20 protein-coding genes are annotated in these 23,375 nt (G+C 66.6%); 14 read left to right on the plus strand and 6 right to left on the minus strand.

The window, feature by feature from the left end; genetic code table 11:
• Positions 1–14 precede the first annotated feature (14 nt).
• From cpaB to ACI2JO_RS01635, 7 genes are read left to right on the plus strand one after another with little or no spacing between them, the layout of a single operon-like run.
• On the plus strand, positions 15–1,025 hold the full coding sequence (cpaB, locus tag ACI2JO_RS01605) for a Flp pilus assembly protein CpaB (RefSeq protein WP_404719008.1): 1,011 nt from the start codon (positions 15–17) through the stop codon (positions 1,023–1,025).
• Between the two features lies 1 nt (position 1,026).
• Positions 1,027–2,565, plus strand: a complete 1,539-nt coding sequence (locus ACI2JO_RS01610; RefSeq protein ID WP_404719009.1) for a type II and III secretion system protein family protein — start codon at positions 1,027–1,029, stop codon at positions 2,563–2,565.
• An 11-nt stretch (positions 2,566–2,576) separates the two neighbouring features.
• Positions 2,577–3,215 (plus strand): CpaD family pilus assembly lipoprotein, encoded by a 639-nt coding sequence (locus ACI2JO_RS01615; protein ID WP_404719010.1) that lies wholly within the window; start codon positions 2,577–2,579, stop codon positions 3,213–3,215.
• 1 nt (position 3,216) lies between these two features.
• Complete coding sequence (locus ACI2JO_RS01620) at positions 3,217–4,488, plus strand: P-loop NTPase (protein WP_404719011.1); 1,272 nt, start codon at positions 3,217–3,219, stop codon at positions 4,486–4,488.
• A gap of 31 nt (positions 4,489–4,519) precedes the next feature.
• The gene (locus ACI2JO_RS01625; protein ID WP_404719012.1) at positions 4,520–5,488 is read left to right on the plus strand and encodes a type II secretion system F family protein; all 969 of its coding nucleotides are present in this window, start codon (positions 4,520–4,522) and stop codon (positions 5,486–5,488) included.
• A gap of 1 nt (position 5,489) precedes the next feature.
• A complete protein-coding gene (locus ACI2JO_RS01630; protein WP_404719013.1) occupies positions 5,490–6,473 on the plus strand; it encodes a type II secretion system F family protein in 984 nt (327 codons plus the stop codon).
• Positions 6,474–6,525: 52 nt separating this feature from the next.
• A complete protein-coding gene (locus tag ACI2JO_RS01635) occupies positions 6,526–6,975 on the plus strand; it encodes a hypothetical protein (RefSeq protein WP_404719014.1) in 450 nt (149 codons plus the stop codon).
• Positions 6,976–7,046: 71 nt separating this feature from the next.
• On the opposite strand, the gene ACI2JO_RS01640 is transcribed toward ACI2JO_RS01635, so the two are convergent.
• The 4 genes from ACI2JO_RS01640 to ACI2JO_RS01655 all read right to left on the minus strand — a co-directional run bounded on the left by ACI2JO_RS01640 (position 7,047) and on the right by ACI2JO_RS01655 (position 13,430).
• Positions 7,047–7,793, minus strand: coding sequence for a PEPxxWA-CTERM sorting domain-containing protein (locus ACI2JO_RS01640; protein WP_404719015.1), 747 nt, complete (start codon positions 7,791–7,793; stop codon positions 7,047–7,049).
• Positions 7,790–10,459: a pyruvate, phosphate dikinase gene (gene ppdK / locus ACI2JO_RS01645; protein WP_404719016.1), complete on the minus strand. Its 2,670-nt coding sequence runs from the start codon at positions 10,457–10,459 to the stop codon at positions 7,790–7,792. The genes ACI2JO_RS01640 and ppdK overlap by 4 nt, the downstream gene beginning before the upstream one ends.
• 74 nt (positions 10,460–10,533) lie before the next feature.
• Positions 10,534–12,552, minus strand: coding sequence for a glycine--tRNA ligase subunit beta (glyS, locus tag ACI2JO_RS01650; RefSeq protein ID WP_404719017.1), 2,019 nt, complete (start codon positions 12,550–12,552; stop codon positions 10,534–10,536).
• Complete coding sequence (locus ACI2JO_RS01655; RefSeq protein WP_404720305.1) at positions 12,549–13,430, minus strand: glycine--tRNA ligase subunit alpha; 882 nt, start codon at positions 13,428–13,430, stop codon at positions 12,549–12,551. The genes glyS and ACI2JO_RS01655 overlap by 4 nt, the downstream gene beginning before the upstream one ends.
• A 100-nt stretch (positions 13,431–13,530) precedes the next feature.
• Between ACI2JO_RS01655 and ACI2JO_RS01660 the strand changes: the two genes are divergently transcribed.
• The 4 genes from ACI2JO_RS01660 (at position 13,531) to ACI2JO_RS01675 (ending at position 16,640) form a co-directional block, all read left to right on the plus strand.
• Positions 13,531–14,430, plus strand: a complete 900-nt coding sequence (locus ACI2JO_RS01660; protein WP_404719018.1) for a TraB/GumN family protein — start codon at positions 13,531–13,533, stop codon at positions 14,428–14,430.
• A 149-nt stretch (positions 14,431–14,579) separates the two neighbouring features.
• Positions 14,580–15,239, plus strand: a complete 660-nt coding sequence (locus ACI2JO_RS01665; RefSeq protein WP_404719019.1) for a 50S ribosomal protein L25/general stress protein Ctc — start codon at positions 14,580–14,582, stop codon at positions 15,237–15,239.
• A 92-nt stretch (positions 15,240–15,331) separates the two neighbouring features.
• The gene (gene pth, locus ACI2JO_RS01670) at positions 15,332–15,898 is read left to right on the plus strand and encodes an aminoacyl-tRNA hydrolase (RefSeq protein ID WP_404719020.1); all 567 of its coding nucleotides are present in this window, start codon (positions 15,332–15,334) and stop codon (positions 15,896–15,898) included.
• Positions 15,899–16,055: 157 nt separating this feature from the next.
• Positions 16,056–16,640: a TIGR02466 family protein gene (locus ACI2JO_RS01675; RefSeq protein WP_404719021.1), complete on the plus strand. Its 585-nt coding sequence runs from the start codon at positions 16,056–16,058 to the stop codon at positions 16,638–16,640.
• Here the strand turns inward: ACI2JO_RS01675 and ACI2JO_RS01680 are convergent.
• Positions 16,624–17,484, minus strand: a complete 861-nt coding sequence (locus ACI2JO_RS01680) for an oxidoreductase (RefSeq protein WP_404719022.1) — start codon at positions 17,482–17,484, stop codon at positions 16,624–16,626. The two genes, ACI2JO_RS01675 and ACI2JO_RS01680, sit on opposite strands and share 17 nt — an antisense overlap.
• Positions 17,485–17,586: 102 nt before the next feature.
• On the opposite strand from ACI2JO_RS01680, the gene ACI2JO_RS01685 reads away from it, so the two are divergent.
• A complete protein-coding gene (locus ACI2JO_RS01685) occupies positions 17,587–19,278 on the plus strand; it encodes a DEAD/DEAH box helicase (protein ID WP_404720306.1) in 1,692 nt (563 codons plus the stop codon).
• A 208-nt stretch (positions 19,279–19,486) separates the two neighbouring features.
• Here ACI2JO_RS01685 and ACI2JO_RS01690 read toward each other — a convergent pair whose 3' ends face one another.
• A complete protein-coding gene (locus ACI2JO_RS01690; protein WP_404719023.1) occupies positions 19,487–21,988 on the minus strand; it encodes an alkaline phosphatase PhoX in 2,502 nt (833 codons plus the stop codon).
• 402 nt (positions 21,989–22,390) lie between these two features.
• Here ACI2JO_RS01690 and rplJ point away from each other — a divergent pair, with 402 nt between their 5' ends.
• Positions 22,391–22,906 (plus strand): 50S ribosomal protein L10, encoded by a 516-nt coding sequence (rplJ, locus tag ACI2JO_RS01695; protein WP_028965446.1) that lies wholly within the window; start codon positions 22,391–22,393, stop codon positions 22,904–22,906.
• A gap of 67 nt (positions 22,907–22,973) precedes the next feature.
• Positions 22,974–23,348, plus strand: coding sequence for a 50S ribosomal protein L7/L12 (rplL, locus tag ACI2JO_RS01700; protein ID WP_184034227.1), 375 nt, complete (start codon positions 22,974–22,976; stop codon positions 23,346–23,348).
• The last annotated feature ends 27 nt before the right edge of the window (positions 23,349–23,375 follow it).

Here is a 23,375-nt window from a genome sequence, read left to right on the forward strand (position 1 = left end):
GGACAAGGTCATTCATGGACAGTCGCAAGCTCATTCTGCTGGTCGGAGCGCTGATGGTCGCTGCGATCACTGCGTTCGCCGCGCGCTCGATGCTGGTCGGCTCACCCGCGCCGGAGGCTGCGGCCATGGGGGCGGTGGTACCGAAGATCGACGGGCCGGAGGTGCTGGTCGCCACGCGCTCGCTGCCGGTCGGCACGATCCTCGACGCCAGCGCGCTGAAATTCCAGCCCTGGCCCAAGGAGCTCGTCGAGAACGCTTATTACATGCGTAACGGCACCGATCTGGGCAAATTGATCGGTACGGTCGTCCGCCTGCCGATCACCGCCGGACAGCCGGTCACGCAGGGGCAGCTCGTCAAGCCCGGCGATCGTGGCTTCCTTGCCGCCGCACTTGGCGCCGGCATGCGCGCGGTGACGGTGCCGGTGTCGGCGCAGACCAGCGTCGCCGGCTTCGTCTTCCCCGGCGATCACATCGACTTGATCCTAACCCAGTCGGTAGAGGGCGACGGGCCGCCATTGCGCGCCAGCGAGACGGTCATGCGCAATCTGCGCGTCCTCGCCACCGATCAGCGCACCACCGACCAGAAGGACGATCAGGGCAACACCGTCGTCCAGACCTTCTCCACGATCACGGTTGAGGCGACGCCCAAGATCGCCGAGCAGATCGCGGTGGCGCAGACGATCGGCACGCTGTCGCTGTCGCTGCGCTCGATCGCCGACAACGCCTCCGAACTCGATCGCGCGATCGCTTCGGGCGCGGTGAGTGTCGGCGACGCCAAGGACGGCAAGACCGAGGAGGCGCTGCTCGACCGCGTCGCGAACACGCCGCAGACCGGCAACACCACCTATGCGGTCGGCGCGGATGTCTCGCGCTTCCAGCGCCGCACCGTGCCGCCGCGCAACAATGCCGTGACACCCACCCCATCGGTGCCGGGGCTGCCCGTCGCGGTCGTCGCCGCCGGCCCGAAGGTGCGAATTGCCCGCGGCAATGCCGTGACCGAAGTCTCCGTCGCAGGAAAGAACTGAGATGCGCGCTCCCCTGATCCACGGCGCGGCGCTTGCCATGACGCTGTCGGCGACACTCTCGCCCGCCACGGTGGCCGCAGCGCCACGCGGCGCACCACGCCCCGCCGCTGCCGCGCGGCCCGTCGTCCGCAGCGGCCTGCCACCGGTCGGCGTCACCAAGCCGAGCATCGAGAAGTGGCTCTCGATCGGCGAGGGTGAGCTCATCACCTTGCCGGCTGCGGTAAGCGAGGTCTGGACCTCCAATTCCGCCGCCGCCGACGTCTATGTCGCCAATCCGCGTCAGATTCATCTGTTCGGCAAGGCCGATGGCGAAGCGACGATCTTTGCCACCGATCGTGCCGGAGCGGTGATCTATGCCGCTTCGGTGCGGGTCGCGCAGAATGCCACGCAGGTCGACCGCATGCTGCAGGCTGCGCTGCCCGGAAGCGACTTTCACGTCACGATGGTCGGGCAGATCGCGGTCATCAACGGCAATGCCGTTGCGCCTGCCGATGCGGAACAGGCGCAGCGACTGGTGACGAGCCTGCTCAATCCCGGCGTTGATGCGAGCGGCGACAATGCCGCGCTCAAGATCGCGATCATCAACCGCATCAAGGTGGCGACGCCGCTGCAGGTCAACCTGCAGGTGAAGTTCGCGGAGGTGAGCCGATCGTTCCTCAAGAACATCGCCAATAACATCACCACGCGCAGCCAGGGCAGGACCAGTCCGTCGCTCGGCTTCGGGCTGGGACGCCAGGGGTCGATCACGACCATATTGCCCGGCGCCGACCCGAACCTGCCGAATGGCGGCACCAGCTTTACTCCGCCGATCCTTAGCACCGGTGGTGGCACGTTCAGCCTGTTTGGACGCCTGCTCGGCAGCGAATTCATCAGCGCACTCGATCTCGGCGAAACGCTGGGTCAGGTGACGACGCTCGCCAGCCCGAACCTGACCGCGCTGTCGGGTGAAACCGGCACGTTCCTGGCAGGCGGTGAAATCCCCATCCCGATCGCGCAGGCGCTCGGCACCAACTCGATCGAATACAAGCAGTTCGGCGTCAGCTTGGCGTATACGCCGACGGTGCTGTCCGACGGGCGCATCTCGCTGCGCGTCAAGCCCGAGGTATCGCAGCTCGACTATGGCAATGCGGTGTCGGTGGGCAGCGCACGCGTTCCGGCGCTGACCACGCGTCGGGCCGAGACGACCGTCGAACTGGGCTCCGGACAGAGTTTCATGATCGCCGGGCTGATGCAGAACACGCACAACAACAGCTATACGAAGACGCCCGGCATCGGCGATCTGCCGATCCTCGGCGCGTTGTTCCGGTCGAACGGCTTCCAGCGCAACGAAACCGAGCTGGTGATTGTCATCACGCCGTATCTGGTTCGCCCGGTCAATGCCGCCGACGTCAAGCTGCCGACCGACGGCTACAAGGCGCCGACCGATCTCGAGCGCGCGTTGCTCGGCAAGCTCGACAGCGGCAATCGCGCCACCGAACGGCCGCAGCCCAGGGCTGCCACTCCCGCCACGCCGCCCGCCCCCGGCTTCTCGATCAAGTGAGGATGCTTTTCATGACGTCGCGTCCGCTCATCCTCCTCCTCTCGATCGCCGCGGCGGTGCCGCTCGGCGGTTGCGGCGAGTATCGAGGGCTGGAAACCGTTCACCAGCCCGTCGTCACGCAGACCGATTATGCGCTCGATCTGCTCGCCGGGCCGGATGGTCTGGCCGGTGGCGAAGCGCAGCGCTTGCGCGGCTGGCTCGACGTGCTTGCCCCCGCTCCCGGCGCATCGATCGCGATCGACGATCCGAGCGGCTCCCCGGCCGCGCGAACGGAGATTGCGGCGGTTGCTACTGCGCGCGGGCTTCGTCTGGGCTCGAACGTCTTGCCGCAGGGGCAGGCTCCTGCTCCCGGCACCGTGCGGGTCGTCGTCACGCGTAGCAGTGCCTCGGTGCCCAGCTGCGCGACCCCGGCACCGTCCGCAACGCTCGTCAACTTCGACGCACATACCAGCGGCAGCTTCGGCTGCGCGATCAACGGCACGTTGGCGGCCATGGTCGCCGACCCGAACGACCTGCTACGCGGCAAGAGCGACGACGGCTCGGCAACCGCGTTCACCGCGGCCAAGGCGATCGGCGTATGGCGCAAGGCGGCACCGACCGGCGGCGGCGGCACGGTTGTCAAAGCCGAATCGACGGCGGGGGGACGCTGATATGAACGCTCCCTGGAAAGTCGCGGGCGTCGCCGCCCGAGCACCCTTTCTCGCCTTCTGCTGCGACGACAACGCCAGCATGACGCTGCGCGCGATCGTCGATGAGCTCGGCTGGCCGCAGGAAAATGTCTACAAGGGCGGGCTGCGGCAGGCGGTGCAAACGCTAGCCGTTTCGTCGAGCCCGCAATTGCTGTTCGTCGACCTGAGCGAAACCAGCGATCCGCTTGCCGACATCAACAGCCTCGCCGAGGTCTGCGAGCCCGGGACGATCGTGATCGCCGCCGGGCAGGTGAACGACGTGCGCCTCTATCGTGACCTGCTGGCGAGCGGCATCCACGATTATCTGCTCAAGCCGCTCGGCGTCGACGCGGTCCGCGACGCATTCGCCTCCGCGCAGGCGATGCTCAACACGCCGCGCTATGCCGATAGCGCGGTGGAGCGCGTTCATTCGGCGCTGGCGGTGATCGGCTGTCGCGGTGGCGTCGGCGCCTCGACGATCGCCACCTCGCTGGCATGGCAGATGAGCGAGTCCGGCAAGCGCTCGACCGCCTTGCTCGACCTTGACGTACATTTCGGCACCAACGCGCTTGCCATGGATCTGGAGCCTGGGCGCGGATTGATCGACGCGATCGACAACCCGAGCCGCATCGACGGATTGTTCCTGGAGCGCGCGCTGGTTCGGGCCTCCGACAAATTGTCGGTGTTGTCGGCGGAGGCACCGATCAGCAACCCGGTCGTCACCGACGGTACGGTCTATTACCAGCTCCAGGAAGAGCTGCGCAGCGCTTTTGACATGAGCATCATGGACCTGCCGCGGGCGATGCTGATCCAGCATCCGCATCTCATGACCGAGGTGCAGGCCGTTGTGCTGGTCACGGATCTGACGCTCGCGGCGGCGCGCGATACGATCCGCCTGCTGTCGTGGCTGCGCACCAACGCACCGCACTCGCAGGTCTGCGTACTCGCCAACCGCGTTCATCCGACCGGCCAGCAGGAAGTGATCCGCAAGGATTTCGAGGGCTCGATCGAACGCAAGATCGACGTCGTGATCCCATATGACCACAAACTGGCGTCGCAGGCCGCGAAACTCGGCAAGCCGATGGCGGCGGCCGGCAAGGGATCGAAGACCATGGCCCCGCTCGCCGAGCTGGCCGGACGCCTGCTTGCGGCGACCGGTGACGAGCCCGTGCCGCTGAACAACGGCGGCGCACGCGGCGGCTCGCTGCTCACGCGGATCACCGAACTGGTTTCCAAGAAGCCGGCACGGAAGTGATCCACTTCGCCTTTCTCGACGCGGAGCCCCCATGTCTACGCTGATCCTCCTGCTGCTGGCAGGCGCGCTCACGCTCGGGCTGCTCGTTTTCGCGCTGGCCGCGCCGTCGACGCAAAAGGCGACGACGCGTCGGCTGGCGGTGCTGCGCGAGCGACACGTGCCCGCGCCCACCAACACGATCGAGGCGCAGATGCGCCGCATCACCGGGCGCAGCGCGACCCGCGCCGACCTGGCGGTAACGCGCATCCTGCCCAATGCCGCTGAATTGCGGAAGCGGCTGTCGATGACGGGAAAGCCGTGGACGGTCGGCCAATATGGCATCGCCGCGGCGACGATCGGGATCGTCACCCTGTTGCTGCTGGCGATCGAGGGTGTGCCGGTGCTGATCGCGCTGTTCGTCGCGATGCTGCTCGGCGCGGTGATACCGCATCTCGCGGTGGCATTCCTCATCAAGCGCCGCATTGCCGCCTTCATCAGCAAATTTCCCGACGCGATCGAGTTGCTGGTGCGCGGCCTGCGCTCCGGCCTGCCGATATCGGAGACGATGCAGGTCGTTGCCGCCGAGGTTCCCGGCCCCGTCGGCGAGGAGTTTCGATCGGTGTCGGACAAGATGCGGATCGGCCGCTCGATGGACGTCGCCTTGCAGGAAACCGCCGACCGGCTGATGACCGCCGAATTCCAGTTCTTCGTCATCACGATTTCGATCCAGCGCGAGACCGGCGGCAATTTGGCCGAAACGCTCCAGAACCTCGCCACCGTGCTGCGTCAGCGCGGGCAGATGAAGCTGAAGATCAAGGCGATGTCATCGGAATCGAAGGCATCGGCCTATATCATCGGCTCGCTGCCGTTCATCGTCTTCGGGCTGATCTACACCATCAATCCGCCGTACATGCAGACGTTCTTCAGTGACATGCGGCTGACGATCACGGCGGTCGGTGGCCTGATCTGGATGGCGATCGGCGCCTTCATCATGGCTCGTATGGTGAGCTTCGAGATCTGATATGCCCATCATCTTCGGCCTCGACGTCTTGATGATCCTCACCTTGCTGCCCGTGTTCGGCGCGGCGCTGCTGGTGGTGGCTTATGCGACGCGCAGCCTGCGCGATCCAATGACGCGTCGCGTGCGGGCGCTCATCGACCGGCGCGAACAGTTGAAGGCGGGCATCACCGCCTCGACCGCGAAACGCCGCACCAAGCTGGTCCACCAGAGCAACGCCGCCGATCGCGTTCGCGCCCTGTTGTCGTCGTTGCGCGTCTTGCAGGACGAACAGGTCAAGGAGGCGCAGCGCAAGCTGATCCAGGCCGGCATCCGCAACAAGGAATGGGCGGTCGCCGTCATCTTCGGCCGGCTGGTGCTGCCGATCGTGTTCGGCGGCATCATGGTCGTCTGGGTGTATCTGCTCGACGCCTTTCCCGATTGGGGCGCACTCAAGCGCTACGGGTTGGTGGCGGGGACCTTCGTGCTCGCCTACAAGGCACCCGACATCTTCCTCAAGAATAAGATCACCAAGCGCACCGATGGCATCCGCAAGGGGTTGCCGGACGCACTCGACTTGCTGGTAATCTGCGCGGAGGCCGGATTGACCGTTGACGCGGCCTTCCACCGGGTCTCTCGCGAACTGGGCAAGGCCTATTCAGAACTCGGCGAGGAATTCGCGCTGACCGCGATCGAGCTTGGCTTTTTGACCGACCGGCGTCAGGCATTTGAAAATCTCGCCAACCGCGTCGACCTTGATGCGGTGCGTGGTGTGGTGACGACGATGATCCAGACCGAGAAATACGGTACACCGCTCGCCAGCGCCCTGCGCGTGCTCTCGGCGGAATTCCGTCACGAACGGATGATGCGGGCCGAAGAAAAGGCGGCGCGATTGCCGGCGATCATGACGGTGCCGCTTATCATGTTCATCCTCCCGGTGCTGTTTGTCGTCATTCTCGGTCCGGCGGCCTGCTCCCTCAACGACTCCTTCATCAACGCCAAGCCGTAGGAACAGCCGCCCCGCTTCGTCGTTCAGCCGGGAACAGGAGTGGAGTTTTGTCATGCTGTTCACCACGACGACGCAATATATCGCGCTGGCGATCGCGCTGGTTGCCGGCTGGCTGTTCGGTCTGGCCAGCCACCCCGGCGGGCGCAAGTGGAAGGCGCGCTATGTGACCGTACGCGACGCCCATGCCGTGACCAGCAAGCGTGTCAACGAACTGGAGCGTGACCACGACACCGCCACGAAACGCGCCGCCGAGCTGGAGCGCGATCACGGAACGGTTGGCACGCGAATGACCGAGCTGGAACGCGAGCGCGATCTCGCCAATGAGCGGGTGGCGGAGCTGAAGCGCGAAAACGATGAACTGGAGCGCGAGAACAGCCGACTGTCCGCCGCCCGCCCGATCACCGAAGAACGCTTCGTCCGCGAAGATCGGCCTTTCGACGGTGACCGCTACGACGGTGATCGTCTGACCCCCGGCCACCCGCGCGATCGTGGTTTCATCTAAGGGTTGACGATCGCCGTGCTACTCGTTTCGGTGCCCACCTTGATACCGTGGGCCCCGAAACAAGCGCTCGATCATGCCCGCACCGCGAATCTGGTGGGTATTTTTCGCCGCAGCGTGGTACCGATCGCGCCGAAGCCGATCAGCATCAGCGCCCATGTGCCCGGTTCGGGCACGGCGCGCATCGTGAAACTATACTGGCTCGACAAGCCACTGGTGCGGCCCGCCGATGCGACCGGAGCAAATGCATCATCAATCCGCAGTTCATAACTGCCCGGCCCGAGCAGCACCTGCCGCGATCCGTTCGCGCCGTCCCCCAGCGTTCCGATCCGCAGCAGCGACGCACCACCGTCGCGCACAGCGAGCGACAAGGCTTGTCCCGGCATTTGGCCGTCCACGCCGTCACCATAGGCGCCGACACCCCAGTCCACCGCGAACCACGTCTGCTCGTCGGTAGTGAAAAGGTAGCGGAACGTGGCACTGCTCAACGCAATCTCGTTCCCGGTGTCGATATCCCCCGGCATCAACGATCGCTGAAACGTCACCCGCCCGCGTTCGGCACTGCTCAAGTCCGCGACCACCGAAGATCGTCCGCGCACCGCAGGGAAGCCGTTTGCACCGCGTTCGACCAATTGCGCGGAGGCACTTACCCGTCCCGCACGTGTGCCAGCGTCGCTCCCCGAAGAACCCACCGGGGCGGCAGCGATCGTCCCGGTCAACCGGGTGTCGACGATCTGCGCCCCGATCGTCACCGCAGCGAATGCCGGAGCCGACCAACATACGGTGCCGGCGAGTGCCGTGATGCCGAGCCGAACGATCACGACCCCGCCTTGAGCGCAGCCTGCGCTGCCGCCAGTCGCGCGATCGGCACGCGGTATGGCGAAGCGGAGACGTAATCGAGCCCGACCTGTTCACAGAAGGCAATTGATGCCGGATCACCGCCATGCTCGCCGCAGATGCCGAGCTTGATGTCCGGGCGTGTCTTGCGCCCGCGCTCGGCGGCGATCTCGACCAATTCGCCGACGCCCTCGACGTCAAGGCTGACGAACGGGTCGCGTGCGTAAATGCCCTTTTCGACATAGGCGCCGAGGAAGCGGCTGGCGTCGTCGCGGCTGACGCCGAGCGTGGTCTGCGTTAGGTCGTTGGTGCCGAACGAGAAGAACTCGCCCGCTTCAGCGATCTCGCCCGCGCGCAGCGCGGCGCGCGGCAGCTCGATCATCGTGCCGACCAGATAGTCCAGAGTCCTGCCGCGTTCCGCGAACACCGCCTTTGCGGCAGCGTCGACGACGGTCTTCATCAACTCCAATTCGCGCTTGGTGCCGACGAGCGGGATCATCACCTCGGGGATCGGCGCCTCACCGGATTTCTCGGCGACGTCGATCGCCGCCTCAAAGATCGCGCGCGCCTGCATTTCGTAGATCTCGGGATAGGTCACGCCCAGCCGGCAACCGCGATGCCCGAGCATCGGGTTGAATTCGTGCAGCTCGGCGGCGCGACGCTTCAGCTGCTCGACCGACAGTCCGGTCGCGCGTCCCACCTCGGCGAACTCATTCTCCTCGTGCGGAAGGAATTCGTGAAGCGGCGGGTCGAGCAACCGCACCGTCACCGGTAGTCCCGCCATCACCTCGAAGATCGCGGTGAAATCGGCACGCTGTTCGGGGAGCAGTTTCTCCAGCGCCGCGCGCCGCCCTGCCTCGTCCTCGGCGAGGATCATCTGGCGAACCGCGGTGATCCGCGCGGCGTCGAAGAACATATGTTCGGTGCGGCACAGCCCGACTCCCTCCGCGCCGAAGTCGCGCGCGGTGCGGCAGTCGAGCGGCGTCTCGGCATTGGCGCGGACCTTGAGGCGGCGCACGCCATCGGCCCATTCCATCAACGTCCCGAAATCGCCGGCCAGCTCGGGCTGGATCGTCGCGACCTCGCCAACCATCACCTCGCCGGTCGCCCCGTCGATTGTCAGCGTATCGCCCTCACGCACCTCGCGGCCAGCACAGCGCAACACCTTGTCCTTGGCCGAGATCGACAGCGATCCAGCGCCCGAGACGCACGGCCGCCCCATCCCCCGCGCCACCACCGCGGCGTGGCTGGTCATCCCGCCGCGCGCGGTGAGGATGCCCTTTGCGGCGTGCATCCCGTGTATGTCCTCGGGGCTGGTTTCGGTGCGGACGAGGATCACCGCCTTACCGTCCGCCGCCATCCGCTCGGCGGTGTCGGCATCGAACACGACCAGACCGCTGGCCGCGCCCGGCGAGGCGGGCAGCCCCTTGGTCAGCACGTCGCGGGGCGCGTTCGGATCGAGCGTCGGGTGGAGCAACTGGTCGAGCGCCTGCGGGTCGACGCGTGCGATCGCTTCCTCGCGCGTGATCAGCCCCTCGCTCGCCATTTCGACCGCGATCTTGAGCGCGGCCTTGGCGGTGCGCTTGCCCGAGCGGGTCTGGAGCATCCACAGCTTACCGCGCTCGACCGTGAACTCGATGTCCTGCATGTCGCGATAGTGGGTCTCGAGCTTGTCGAAGACCGCCGCCAGCTCGGTATACACCTCCGGCAGCGCCTCTTCCATCGACAGCGGTTTTGCCCCCGCCTCCTCGCGCGCCGCCTTCGTCAGATATTGCGGGGTGCGGATGCCGGCGACGACGTCCTCGCCCTGCGCGTTGATGAGGAATTCGCCGTAATAGGCGCGGTCGCCCTTGGCGGGATCGCGGGTGAAGGCGACGCCGGTCGCGCTGGTGTCGCCCATGTTGCCGAACACCATCGCCTGCACATTGACCGCAGTGCCCCAGTCACCGGGAATGTGGTTGAGGCGGCGATAGACCTTGGCGCGCTCCGACTGCCACGAGCCGAACACCGCGCCGACCGCGCCCCACAATTGGTCATGCACGTCCTGCGGGAATGGCTTGCCCCATTCCTTCTCGACGACGCCCTTGTATTCGGCGACCAGTTCGCGCCAGTCCGCCGCCGACAGCTCGGTATCGAGCGTATAGCCGCGATCCTCCTTGGCGATCTCCAGCGCTTCCTCGAACGCGCCGTGATCAAGTTCGAGCACCACGTCCGAATACATCTGGATGAAGCGGCGATAGCTGTCCCAGGCGAACCGCTCGTCGCCGCTGGTCTTCGCCAGCCCCTCGACCGTCGCATCGTTGAGCCCGAGGTTGAGGACGGTGTCCATCATCCCCGGCATCGAGACGCGCGCGCCGGAGCGCACCGACACCAGCAGCGGATCGGCGGCGTCGCCAAAGCGCTTGCCGGTGATCCGCTCGATATGCGCGATGCCCTCAGCGACCTCGGCCTTGAGCGACTCGGGGAAGCGCTCGCCCTCATCATAGTAACGAGCGCACATCGCGGTCGAGATCGTGAACCCCGGCGGCACCGGCAGGTCGATCGACGCCATCTCGGCGAGGTTCGCGCCCTTGCCGCCGAGCAAATTCTTGTCGCCCTTGCCCCCGTCGGAGACGCCGCCACCGAAGCGATAGACGTAACGCTGGGTCATCGTGACAAGTCCTTGATCTTGCGTCGGCGGGCGGCGCGAATGTTGCGAAAGTTGAGACGCTGGCGCGGTGGTCGTCAGCCCTCGATTCTCGAAAAATCGGCCACCTTGTGCACTGCGGCGCGAACGCGCGCCAGCAGGATTAAACGTGTTGAACGCTTTTGCGGGTCGCTGTCGTTGACGGTAACGCTATCAAAGAACGCGTCGATCGGTGCGCGGAGCGACGCGAGCGCCGCCATCGCGCCCTCAAAATCCTCGCGCTCGATCGCCTGCGCGGCGGCGGGTTCGGCAGCATCGAGCGCAGCGATCAGCGCAGCTTCGTCCTTTTCGGGCGTGTAGGACAGCGCTTCCTGCGGGGCGGCGAGCGTTGCGTCCGCGCCGACGCCTTCCTTCTTGAGGATATTGGCGGCGCGCTTGTAGCCGGCGAGCAGGTTCGCGCCGTCATCCGTGGTGACGAACGACTGGAGCGCGCGGACGCGGGCGAGCAGGCGGACGAGATCGTCCTCGCCGCCGAGCGCGAACACCGCGTCGATCAGGTCGTGGCGGACGCCGGCCTCGCGTTGCTGGACCTTGAGGCGATCGGCGAAGAAGTCGAGCAGATCGGTCGGCACACGATAGCGCAGGTTGTTTTCGGTAATCAGGCGGATGACACCCAGCGCCGAGCGACGAAGCGCGAACGGATCCTTTGAACCGGTCGGCGCCTGTCCGATCGCAAAGAACTGCTGGAGGCTGTCCAGCTTGTCCGCCAGCGCTACAGCGACTGTCACCGGGTCGGTCGGCGCGTCATCGCCCTGCCCGACTGGCTTGTAATGATCGCGGATCGCATTGGCGACCGCCTCGTCCTCGCCCTGCGCGGCGGCGTAATAGCCGCCCATCAGGCCCTGCAATTCGGGGAACTCGCCGACCATGCCGGTGACGAGATCGGCCTTCGCGAGCCGCGCGGCGCGCTCGGCCTTGTCGGCGAGGTCAGGCGTGCCGACCGCACCTTCCTCCACCAGCCAGCGCGCCAGCTTGGCGACGCGCTCGACCTTGTCGGCGACCGTGCCCAGCTTTTCGTGGAAGACGATCCGGTCGAGCTTCTTGGCCTGCTCCTCCAGCGGCGCCTTAAGATCGGTGTCGTAGAAGAAGCGCGCGTCACTCAGCCGCGCGGCGAGCACCTTGCGGTTGCCCTCGACGATCTTCGCGCCGCCGTCATGCGCGTCGATGTTAGCGGTACAGACAAACGCGTTCGCCAGCTTGCCCGTCCCGTCGCGGCACACGAAATATTTCTGGTTTACGCGCGCGGTCAACTGGATGACCTCGGGCGGCACCGACAGGAAGTCGGCATCGAAGCGGCCGAGCAGCGGCACCGGCCATTCGGTCAGCCCGGCATTCTCCGCGACCAGCCCCTCGTCCTCGACCAGCACCAGCCCGGCGTCGGCGGCAAGCGCGGTCGCGTGGTCGCGGATCAGCGCGGCGCGCTCGTCCTGATCGACGATGACGTGGCAGGCGCGCAGCTTCTCGACATAATCTGCCGCCGAGCCGATCGTGATCGCGCCCGGATGGTGGAAGCGATGCCCGAGCGTCGCCGCGCCGCTGTCGATCCCGGCGATCGATACCGGCACGACCTGCTCGCCGAGCAACGCGACGATGCCTTGCAGCGGTCGGACCCAGCGCAGGCTTTCGGTCGACAGCGAGGCATCGCCCCAGCGCATCGACTTGGGCCACGGGAAGGCGCGGATGACGGCGGGGATCGCCTCGGCAAGCACGTCTGCGGTGGCGCGGCCGGGCTTTTGGGTGATCGCGTAGAGCACGCCGTCACGCTCGGTGAGCTGCTCGGCGGTGAGCCCGGTCTTGCGGAGGAAGCCTTCGAGCGCCTGCGGCGGCGCGGACGCGCGCGGGCCCTTCACTTCCTCGCTGACCGCCTCGGTAGCGTCGGGCAGGTCGCGCAGGATCAGCGCGAGGCGGCGCGGCGTGGCGTAAGTGACGGTTGCGGCGGCGGTAAGTCCGGCCTTCGCCAGCTCGGCCGCGAACAGCCGCGCGAGATCCTCACGCGCCTTGGCCTGCATCCGCGCCGGAATTTCTTCCGAGCGGAGTTCGAGAAGAAAATCGCTCACGCCACCCACCCGTTCTTTTCCATATACGCCGCACAGGCCGCCTTCGCGAGATCGCGGACCCGGCCGATATACGCCTGCCGCTCGGCGACCGAGATTACGCCGCGCGCCTGCAACAGGTTGAAGGTGTGGCTGGCCTTGATCGCCTGCTCATAGGCCGGGATCGGCAGCTTCGCGGCGAGGCTGCGCTCGCACTCCGCAGCGGCCTTTTTAAACAGGTCGAACAGCGCGTCGGTGTCGGCCACCTCGAAATTCCACGTCGACATCTGCCGCTCGTTCTCGAGGAACACGTCGCCATAGGAGACGCCGGCATCGTTGAACGCCAGATCGTAGACGTTGTCGACGTTCTGGATGTACATCGCCAGCCGTTCGAGCCCGTAGGTCAGCTCGCCCGCGACCGGCTTCATGTCGAACCCGCCCATTTGCTGGAAATAGGTGAATTGCGTCACCTCCATCCCATCGCACCAGACCTCCCAGCCCAGCCCCCATGCGCCGAGCGTCGGGCTTTCCCAATCGTCCTCGACGAAGCGAATGTCGTGCAGCCCGGTATCGACCCCGATTGCTGCGAGGCTGCCGAGGTACAGCTCCTGCAGATCGGGCGGGCTCGGCTTCAGGATCACCTGATATTGGTAATAATGCTGGAGCCGGTTGGGGTTCTCGCCATAGCGGCCGTCGGTCGGGCGGCGGCACGGCTGGACATAGGCGGCGTTCCACGTGTCCGGCCCCAGCGCGCGCAGCGTGGTGGCGGGATGGAAGGTGCCGGCCCCCATTTCCATGTCGTAGGGCTGGAGGATCGCACAGCCGCGCTCCGACCAATAATGGTGGAGCCGCAGGATCATCGCCTGGAAGCTGAGCGGGCGGGGAGCGCTGATGTCTGTCATGTTGTCGGTCACAGGGCCGAGCCTGTGGCGCAAGGGCGACGCGGAATCAACAAAACCGTCGCGCTTCCCTTTCGCGCAATGGCTCGGCATGGAGAGGGCCATGAAGATCGTCGCTCCCCTGCCCGCGCTGCTCCTCGCCTTGCCGCTGCCTGCCTGTGCGCAGCCGGCCCCCGCGCCCGCCGCGTCGGCGCGGGATGCCGACCCGGCCTTGTGGGTGATCAAGGACAAGGACACGACGGTCTATCTGTTCGGGACGATCCACGTTCTGAAGCCGGGGCTGTCGTGGTTCGACGAGGCGGTGAAGACCGCGTTCGACCGCTCGCAGACTTTGGTGCTGGAGATGGTCGAGCCCGATGCCGCCACGCAGCAGCGGGTGGTGAGCGCCGCCGCCTTCGACCCGAACGGCACGCCGCTGACGCAGCAGCTCTCGCCCAATTACCGCGCCGCCTTCGCCAAGGCGATGGGCGACGGAGAGGTCCAGCCGGCGGTCTACGAGAAGATGCGGCCATGGTTCGCGGCGGTGACACTGTCGCTGCTGCCGGTGCGCCAGCTCGGCTACGATCCGGCGAACGGGCCGGAAAAGGTGCTGACCGACGCGGCGAAGGCGGCGGGCAGGCCGGTCGTCGGGCTGGAGACGTTCGAGGGGCAATTGGGGGTGTTCGGCAAGCTGTCGAAGGCGGCGCAGGTGCAATTGCTGGAGAGCACGCTCGACGAACTGCCCAAGGTCGACACGACCTTCACGACCTTGGTCGACGCCTGGGCGAGCGGCAGGCCCGAGGGCGTGGCGAAGGAGATGAACGAGTCGCTCAAGGACTCGCCCGAGGTCGCCAAGGTGCTGCTCACCGACCGCAACAAGCAATGGGCGACGTGGATCGCGGAGCGGATGAAGCGGCCGGGGACGGTGTTCGTCGCGGTCGGCGCGGGGCATCTGGCGGGCGCGGGAAGCGTGCAGGACCAGCTCGGGGCGTACCGGCTGAAGGCGGTGCGGGTTAAGTACTGAGGCCGTCGGCCCTGCGCAGGGGCGACGGCGGTAGGGTGGCCACGCCTTGCATTTCGCGCCCCGCTTCGCTAAGCGCGCGGGCTTCCGGTCATGGTCATCCCTGGAGGCGTGGTCCGGAAAGCATATCACCGTATTTCGGAGCATTTGAGATGAGCGACACCATTACGCTCGCAGCCGAGACGCGTGACCGGGTTGGCAAGGGAGCCTCCCGTGCACTCCGTCGCGACGGCCGCGTCCCCGCCGTGATCTATGGCCAGAACAAGGAGCCGACCTCGATCCATCTCGAGGAGAAGGCACTCGTCAAGGCGCTGATGACCGGCCACTTCATGAACTCGGTCATCATGGTTGACGGCACGCGCACGCTGGCCAAGGACGTGGCGTTCCACCCGGTCACCGATCGTCCGACGCACGTCGACTTCCTGCGCATCGGCGAGCACGAGACCGTGACGATCGCGGTGCCGGTCGTGTTCGTGGACGAAGAGGACGCGCCGGGCATCAAGAAGGGCAATGGCGTGCTCAACATCGTCCAGCATGACGTCGAGCTGGTCGTCGACGCCGCCGACATCCCCAGCGAGATCACCGTTTCGCTCAAGGGTCTCGAGATCGGCGACACGATCCACATCTCGGACCTGAAGCTGCCGAAGGGCGCGAAGCCGGCCGCCGAGGGCGAGGTCGCGGTCGCTACGCTGGTGGCGCCGACCGTCCCGACCGCTGCGGACGAGCAGGCCGACGCCGAAGTGGCCGAGGCGCAGGCTGCCGAGTCCGAGGCGGCTGCCGCCGAGGGCGAAGGCGAGGACAAGGGCGAGTAATCGCCGGTCCGCCAACTTCGTGCGGACCATTGTTCGGGGCAGGGCAGCGGCGACGCTCCCCTGCCCTTTGCTTTTGGAAAGAAGGATCAGCGATGCAATTGTGGGTGGGGCTCGGCAATCCGGGCGCGCAATATGCGATGCACCGCCACAATGTCGGCTTCATGGCGGTCGATGCGATCGCCGAAGTTCATGGCTTCGCCGCGCCGGCCAAGAAATTTCAGGGCTGGTTGCAGGAAGGCCGGATCGGCACGGCCAAGGTGCTGCTGCTCAAGCCCGCGACCTTCATGAACGACAGCGGCCGCTCGGTCGGCGAGGCGTTGCGCTTCTACAAGCTCGGCACCGACGCGCTGACGGTCTTCCACGACGAGCTCGACCTCGCGCCGATGAAGGTCAAGGTGAAGCAGGGCGGCGGCACCGCCGGGCATAACGGGCTGCGCTCGATCGACCAGCATCTTGGGCCCGACTTCCGCCGCGTGCGGATCGGGATCGGGCATCCGGGGCACAAGGATCGCGTAACGGGGCATGTGCTCGGCAATTATGCGAAGAGCGAGATCGAGCCCTTGAGCGACGTGCTCGGTGCGCTGGCGGCAGAGGCGGAGTGGCTGGCGCAGGGTGACGACGTGCGGTTCATGAACGACGTGGCGCTGCGGCTGGGGTGAGGGTGCTATCCGTCCGCCATGGCGCACGGCGTTTGACGACATTCGCTCCCTTTTTCTCCGTTCGTGCTGAGCTTGTCGAAGCACGTGCCCCGACGACACGCCCTTCGGCAAGCTTAGGGCGAACAGTGCATAAATCGCATCTAATAGGACCAGTACCATGCCGACCCGTCAGATGTTCCCGACCCTGTTCTACGACGCCGACGTCGCCGACACCGCGCTGCTCGCCGATCTCGACGCGTCGTGCCGCGCGCTGGCTGAGGAGGATGTCGCGGGAAAACGCTGGTCAAAGGCGCATGGCTATCGGGGTTATACCAGCTATGCCTCGCTCAACGATCTGCCGCTGCGCGATCCGGTGTTCGCCGATCTCAAGAAACTGCTCGACCGCCATGTCGCCACCTTCGCCAAGGAGGCCGGCTTCGATCTCGGTGGACGCAAGCTCAAGCTCGACAGCCTGTGGGTCAACGTCATGAAGCCAGGCGGCACACACTCCGGGCACCTCCATCCGCACAGCGTCGTCTCGGGCACCTTCTATGTCGCGGTGCCCGAGGGATCGGGGGCGCTCAAGCTGGAGGATCCGCGACTGCCGATGCTGATGGCCGCGCCGCCGCGTGACGGCACCTTCGTCTATGCCGAGCCGCGCGACGGCGCGCTGTTCCTGTGGGAAAGCTGGCTGCGGCACGAGGTGCTGACCAGCACCGCAAAGGCCGAGCGGATCAGCGTCAGCTTCAACTACCGCTGGTAGCGTCGGGGAAGTCGGCGCCGAGCGCTTCGTCGCGTAGACCCTCGATTTCCGAGACCCGCGCCCGCAACCGCTCTGTCACCGCGTCATAGCCCCATTTGCCGAGCACCAGATGCCGCGGCGGCGTGTGGCGCGTGACCGCCGCGATCATCGCCTCGCCCGCGCGCACCGGATCGCCGGGTTGGTCGCCCGAATAACCCTTGGTGGTTGCCATCCGCGCCGCTGCAGTGTCCGCATAGTCAGCGATGTGGCTTTCGGTCTGGCGCAATGAGCGCCCTGCCCAGTCGGTGCGGAACGGTCCCGGCTCGACGCAGGTCACCGTAACGCCGAGGGGCGCGACCTCGGCGGCGAGCGCGTCGGAGAAGCCCTCGACCGCGTGTTTGGACGCAGCATAATAGCCCGATGACGGAAAGCCGACGAGCCCGGCGACGGAGGTGATGTTGACGATCGCGCCCTGCCGGCGTTCGCGCATCCCCGGCAGCACCGCGCGCGTCATCGCGAACAAGCCGAAGACGTTGGCGTCGAATTGCGCGCGGATCTCATCCTCCTCGCCCTCCTCGATGCTCGACTGGTAGCCATAGCCGGCATTGTTGACGAGCACGTCGATGCGCCCGAACCGCGCCTCGGCGGCGCTGACCGCCGCGGCGATCGCATTCCCGTCAGTGACGTCGAGCGCCAGCGCGAGCAGGCGATCCGCCTGCCCCGAAGCAAGATCCGCAACCCGCGCCGCGTCGCGCGCGGTCGCCACCACCCGCCAGCCCTTCGCCAGCACCAGCCTGGCCAACTCACGACCGAAACCGGTCGAGCAACCGGTGATGAACCAGACCGGATCGGCAGGGAGCGTCATGCGGGAAATTCCATGATTGTCAGGAATGCTGACCCAACGCGGTGCCGTCCAGCTGCGTTCCCACTGGCAATTGTCGGCCAAAAGGTCCATGTGGCAATCTTCATGGACTTCCCGAATCTCCCCCCCGCGCTCGCCAGCGCGCTCGCCACGCGTGGTTACACCGCGCTCACCCCCGTTCAGGCCGAGGTGACCGCCGAGGTCGCGCATGGCCGCGACCTGCTCGTCTCCGCGCAGACCGGCTCCGGTAAGACCGTCGCCTTCGGCCTTGCGATGGCCGAGCAGTTGCTGGGCGAAGACGGCAATCTGCCGCCCGCCGGCCCGCCGCTCGCGCTGGTGATCGCGCCGACGCGCGAACTGGCGTTGCAGGTCGCCAAGGAGCTGATGTGGCTTTACGCCGGTGCGCGGATCGCGACCTGCGTCGGCGGCATGGACGCCAGCCGCGAGCGTCGCACGCTCAATCAGGGCGCGCATATCGTCGTCGGCACGCCGGGCCGTCTGCGCGACCATGCCGAGCGCGGCGCACTGAACCTGTCGCAGATCCGCGCCGCCGTCCTCGACGAGGCGGACGAGATGCTCGACATGGGCTTCCGCGACGATCTTCAGGCGCTGCTCGACCAAACGCCGACCGAGCGCCGCACGCTGTTGTTCTCCGCGACGCTGCCCCGCCCGATCGTGGCTTTGGCCAAGGCGTATCAGCGCGATGCGCTGCGCATCTCGACGGTCAGCGAGCAGCGCGGGCACGGCGACATCACCTATCGCGCGGTGACCGTCTCGCCGTCCGAGATCGAGCACGCGGTCATCAACCTGCTGCGCTTCTACGAGGCGGAAACCGCGATCCTGTTCTGCGCGACGCGCGACAATGTCCGGCATCTCCACGCCGGGCTGGTGGAGCGCGGCTTCGCGGCGGTGGCGCTGTCGGGCGAGCATTCGCAGAACGAGCGCAACCATGCGTTGCAGGCGCTGCGCGATCGCCGTGCGCGGGTTTGCGTCGCGACCGACGTCGCGGCACGCGGGATCGATTTGCCGACGCTTAGCCTTGTCATTCATGTCGAGATGCCACGCGATGCCGAGGTCTTGCAGCACCGTTCGGGGCGCACCGGGCGTGCGGGCAAGAAGGGCACGGCGGTGCTGATCGTCCCGTATCCGCGTCGTCGCCGAGTCGAGATGATGCTGCGTGGCGCGCGCATCGCCGCCGAATGGGGCGAGGTGCCGACCGCCGAGGCGATCCGCGCCAAGGACCGCGAGCGGTTGCTCGAACGCCTGCTCGCGCCGGTCGAGGTCGACGAGGACGATCAGGCGCTGGCCGCCGAGCTGCTCAAGCAGCGCACGCCCGAGGAGATCGCCGCCGCGCTGGTCGCCGCGCAGCGCGCCGCCCTGCCCGCGCCAGAGGAGCTCGCCGATCGTAGCGAGATGAGCGCGAACCAGCAGAAGGGTCATCGCGACGGCTTCGACGACGTGGTGTGGTTCCACATGAACGTCGGCCGGCGTCAGAACGCCGACCCGCGCTGGGTGCTGCCGCTGCTGTGCCGGCGCGGGCATGTCACCAAGGCCGAGATCGGTGCGATCCGTATCGGCGCGACCGAGACGCAATTCCAGGTGCCGCGTGCGCTGGCGGGACGCTTCGCGGCGGCGGTCAAGGCATCGGCGAACGCAGACGGCGAGGACGAGAGCGGCGTGCGGATTGAGCCGATGCCGAGCGGCGCGGTGCCGATCCGCAACGCCGGCAGCCCGCCGCAGCGTCGCCACAGCGGCGGCGGCGCTGCGCCGCGTGGAGGGCCACGGCGCGGGCGATAAGGCGCGGCGTTCAGCCGCTCCGTCAATCTCGCGCAGGCGAAAATCCAGAACGCCTGACGTGAGTGGCTCTTGCGCGGGTTGCGCGTCTGGATACCCGCCTACGCATCAATGACGGACGGAGCGAGGGGCGCTCCTGCTGCCGGCCGACAGAACGAAACGGTGACCGTGGCAAGCAGCCACGGTCGCCGTTTTCACATCGTTCAGAGCGTCAGAACCCGACCACCCCGCCGTCATTCTTGGTGATCACCACCGTTGCCGACCGCGGACGGCCGGTGCCGGTGCCGGTCGCCTGGCTTTGCGGCCAGTGGGAGGTGATATTGTCGTAGCTGCCCTCCTCACCCGGATGCTGGATGTTGATGAAGATCGAGCGACCATCGGCGGTGGAGGTGATGCCGGTGATCTCGCACTCCTTTGGTCCGACGAGGAAACGCTTCAGCTTCGCGCCGGGCGCGGCGCCGACCCGTGCCGTGGTGGTCGCGGCACCGCCGAAGGAGCTGGTCACGCTCTTGGTCGTGCCGTCACCGACCCGGCCGGGCATCCCGACCAGCATCATACAATTGGTGACGTCAGTATACGCGCCATCGTCGGTCTGGACGAAGAGCAGCGGCGCGGCCTGACCGGCGGCGTTGGTCGGCAGCCCGAACCACAGTCCGTCCGGCGAGGAAAAGTCGTTGGTGTCGTCGAGGCCCGAGAGGTTGACGTTCGCCGCATCCGCCCCCGCGCGCGCACCGAACGCGTAGACGTCCCAGGTAAACGTCAGCGCTTCGGTCGTGTCATTGTCCTCGCGCAGCCGAAGCACATGGCCGTTGGCGTTGCCGGAATTGGTCTTCCCGTCGGTACGGGTATCGACATAGGCACGCGGATTGGCCGGATCGATCGCGCGCTGGCTGCTGCTGGCCGCGACGCCGGCCCGCCCGGAATTGTTGGTGAGCGTGCAATACATTTCGCCATTGACCGGATTCACCGCGGTCCACTCGGGGCGATCCATCGGCGTCGCACCGAGCGCGTCTCCCGCGAGGCGGGCGTTGGCGAGCACGTCTGCCTGATCGGCGAACGGATAACGCACATTCGCCGCATTGAGCCCGTTCTGCCCGAACACGAGCGGAAGCCATTGGCCAGTCCCGTCGGCGTTAAACTTCGCGACGTAAAGCGTTCCATCGTCCAGATATTTGTCGCCAATCGCCAGCCGGTTCGTCGCTGTCGCATCGGCCGTCGACCAGGCGGTCGCCGAGACGAACTTGTAGATATACTCGTTGCGTCCGTCATCGCCCATGTAGAAGGCCGGCTTCACGTTCGCGACCATCCGGCCCGACTTCACGCCCTCGTGCGCCAAGCGGCCGAGTGCGGTGCGCTTGCGCGGGGTCGAGGCAGGATCGTAGGGGTCGATCTCAACCACCCAGCCGAACGTATAGGGTTCGTTGCGGAAATCCTCGGTGCCGTCTGCTGCCAGCGCAGCGGAAGCCGACGCGTTCCAGCGACGATAGACGGTGCTGCCGGCATCCGTCGGCGTCACCGTCGACCACAGATGGTTGCCGCTCGCTCCCTCGCTGATGCCGTAGCGCGCCAACGAGACGTTCTGCTTGGCATTGCCCGCAGCGGTCCGGATCGCGGCATCGCCGGTCGCGCGCCGGAAATAGCCGGCCCAATTTTCCTCGCAGGTCGCGTAAGTGCCCCAAGGCATGGCGCCGTTCGCGCAATTGTTGATCGTGCCGCGCCCGGTCGTACCGTCCTTGCTGTAGACGGTGCGCAACGCCGCGTTGCCCTTTACCGGCCCGCTGAATGCGACGGGCGTGTTCGGGGTGATGCGGCGGTTGAAGCTGCTGCCCTGCACATAGCTCCACGCCCCCGTATTGCCGGCACGCGTCACCTCGACGACCGACACGCCGTGCGCCTCGATCTCCTTGACGACCTCGGCCTCGACGGTGCGCACGCGATTGACGATCGTCTGTCCCGTGGGATGGAGATAGGCCGGGTTGATATATTCATGGTTCAGCGCCAGCAGCCCGCGCGTGCTGTTGCCGGCGTCCGGCGTCGTGCCGCTGGCGGCGAGCCCGAAAAAGCTCATGCCATCATGATTGTCGCCCGCGCGCTGCGAGAAATTGCCGTCGGTGCCGTCGTTGGCATAAGCGCCGACCCCCGCCGCCAGCGGATCGCCGCACCGGTAAAGGACCGATGCCGTATACCCGGCCGGCACCGTGACGATGTCGTTCCTGTTCTTGGCGACGGCCGCGAAATCGAGCGTCGCGGGGCTGATGACGACGGTCGACATCGCCTTGCTGGTGGCGCTGCCGTTGCTCGCGGAGAAGTGCAATATCACGTTGGTCGCGGCGGTGACGTTGGGCGCGACGAAGGTGACCGAGGTGCCGCTGGTGGTCAGCGCGACGGTCGGGCCGCTCGCCTGCGACCAGCTGGTGTTGGTGGCGTTGGGGCTGGCGGTGGCGGTCAGCGTCACGACCCGCCCGCCCTGCGTCTGGACGGTCGTCCCGTCCGATACGGTGATCGCGTCGCTCTTCTTGTCGTCGTCCGACCCGCAACCGCTGAGCAAGGACGCGCCGAATGCGGCGGTGGTCATCGCGCTCATCCCACCCATCAGCTGGCGTCGCGAGTAGCGCTGGTCGACCAGCTCACCCAGCGTCGTGGTCGTCGACGGATTGGTGTCGACGTCCCCATCGCTGAATACGATCGCGGCATCTTGGCGCAAGCTGGTCATAACGGGATCCCCTGAAAACAACTCTCCCGGGCGCCTATCGCGGCGTTGAAAGGCAGGAGCGTGAAAGTTCGACGACGGACACACGACAGATCGGGGTCGGTTTGGTGACATCGCAAACCTGCTTGACCACGCCACGCGATCCGCTATAGCCCGCCGCGTCGCCGGCCCGCTTGCGGGCATGGCACACCGTCCGAGACAGCGGGTGGCCCCTTCGGGCCTTAATTCCCCGCCGAGGCGGGGACAGGATCGACGCCCCTGCGCCTGCACGATCATCGTGCGGCCAGTCGCCGTTCATTTTCCCCATCGCTGGACAATGCCGCCGCTCGCGTATCCGCGCGGCCGGCGGTTCGTACCCGGAAGGGCGCGTGTTTCGGCACGTTCCTTCCCAATGTGGAGAATGGCATGGATCGTAGTCAGAAGACCGCGGCCGTCGCCGAGCTCAACCGTACCTTCTCTGAAGTTGCCGTGGTGGTCGTCACCCGCAACCTGGGGATGACGGTGGCGCAGTCGACCGACTTGCGCAACCGGATGCGGGACGCCGGCGCGACCTACAAGGTCTCGAAGAACAAGCTTGCCAGAATCGCCCTCGACGGCACCGATTACGGCTCGATCAGCGACATGCTGACCGGTCCGGTCGGCCTGGCGACCTCGACCGATCCGGTCGCGGCTGCCAAGGTTGCCGCCGAATTCGCCAAGACGACCGACAAGTTCGAGATCGTCGGCGGTGCGATGGGCGCGACCCCGCTCGATGTGGCGGGCGTGCAGGCACTGGCCACGCTGCCGTCGCTGGACGAGCTGCGTGCGAAGATCGTCGGCCTCATCGTGGCACCTGCCACGAAGCTGGCGACCATCACCCAGGCCCCGGCCGCGCAGATCGCGCGCGTGCTGGCAGCTTATTCGGAGAAGGAAGCAGCCTGATTTCAGGCCGCATCCTGTTGATGTTTGGAATTGGGGCCCTGTCCCCGTTTAGTTAGGAAGTAAGATCATGGCAGACCTGAACGCGCTCGTTGAGAGCCTGAGCGAACTGACCGTCCTGGAAGCAGCCGAGCTGTCGAAGCTGCTCGAAGAGAAGTGGGGCGTTTCGGCCGCTGCGGCGGTTGCGGCGCCGGCTGCTGGCGGCGGCGCTGCTGCTCCGGCCGCTGAAGAGAAGACCGAGTTCGACGTGATCCTCACCGGCGACGGTGGCAAGAAGATCAACGTCATCAAGGAAGTCCGCGCGATCACCGGCCTGGGCCTGACCGAAGCCAAGGCGCTCGTCGAAGGCGCGCCGAAGCCCGTCAAGGAAGGCGTGAGCAAGGACGAGGCCGAGAAGGTCAAGAAGCAGCTGGAAGAAGCCGGCGCGACCGTCGAGCTGAAGTAAGCCGTTGCGGCGGTGACGGGCCACGGC

The organism is Sphingomonas sp. NPDC079357 (assembly GCF_044901155.1).
Classification (GTDB): Bacteria; Pseudomonadota; Alphaproteobacteria; order Sphingomonadales; family Sphingomonadaceae; genus Sphingomonas.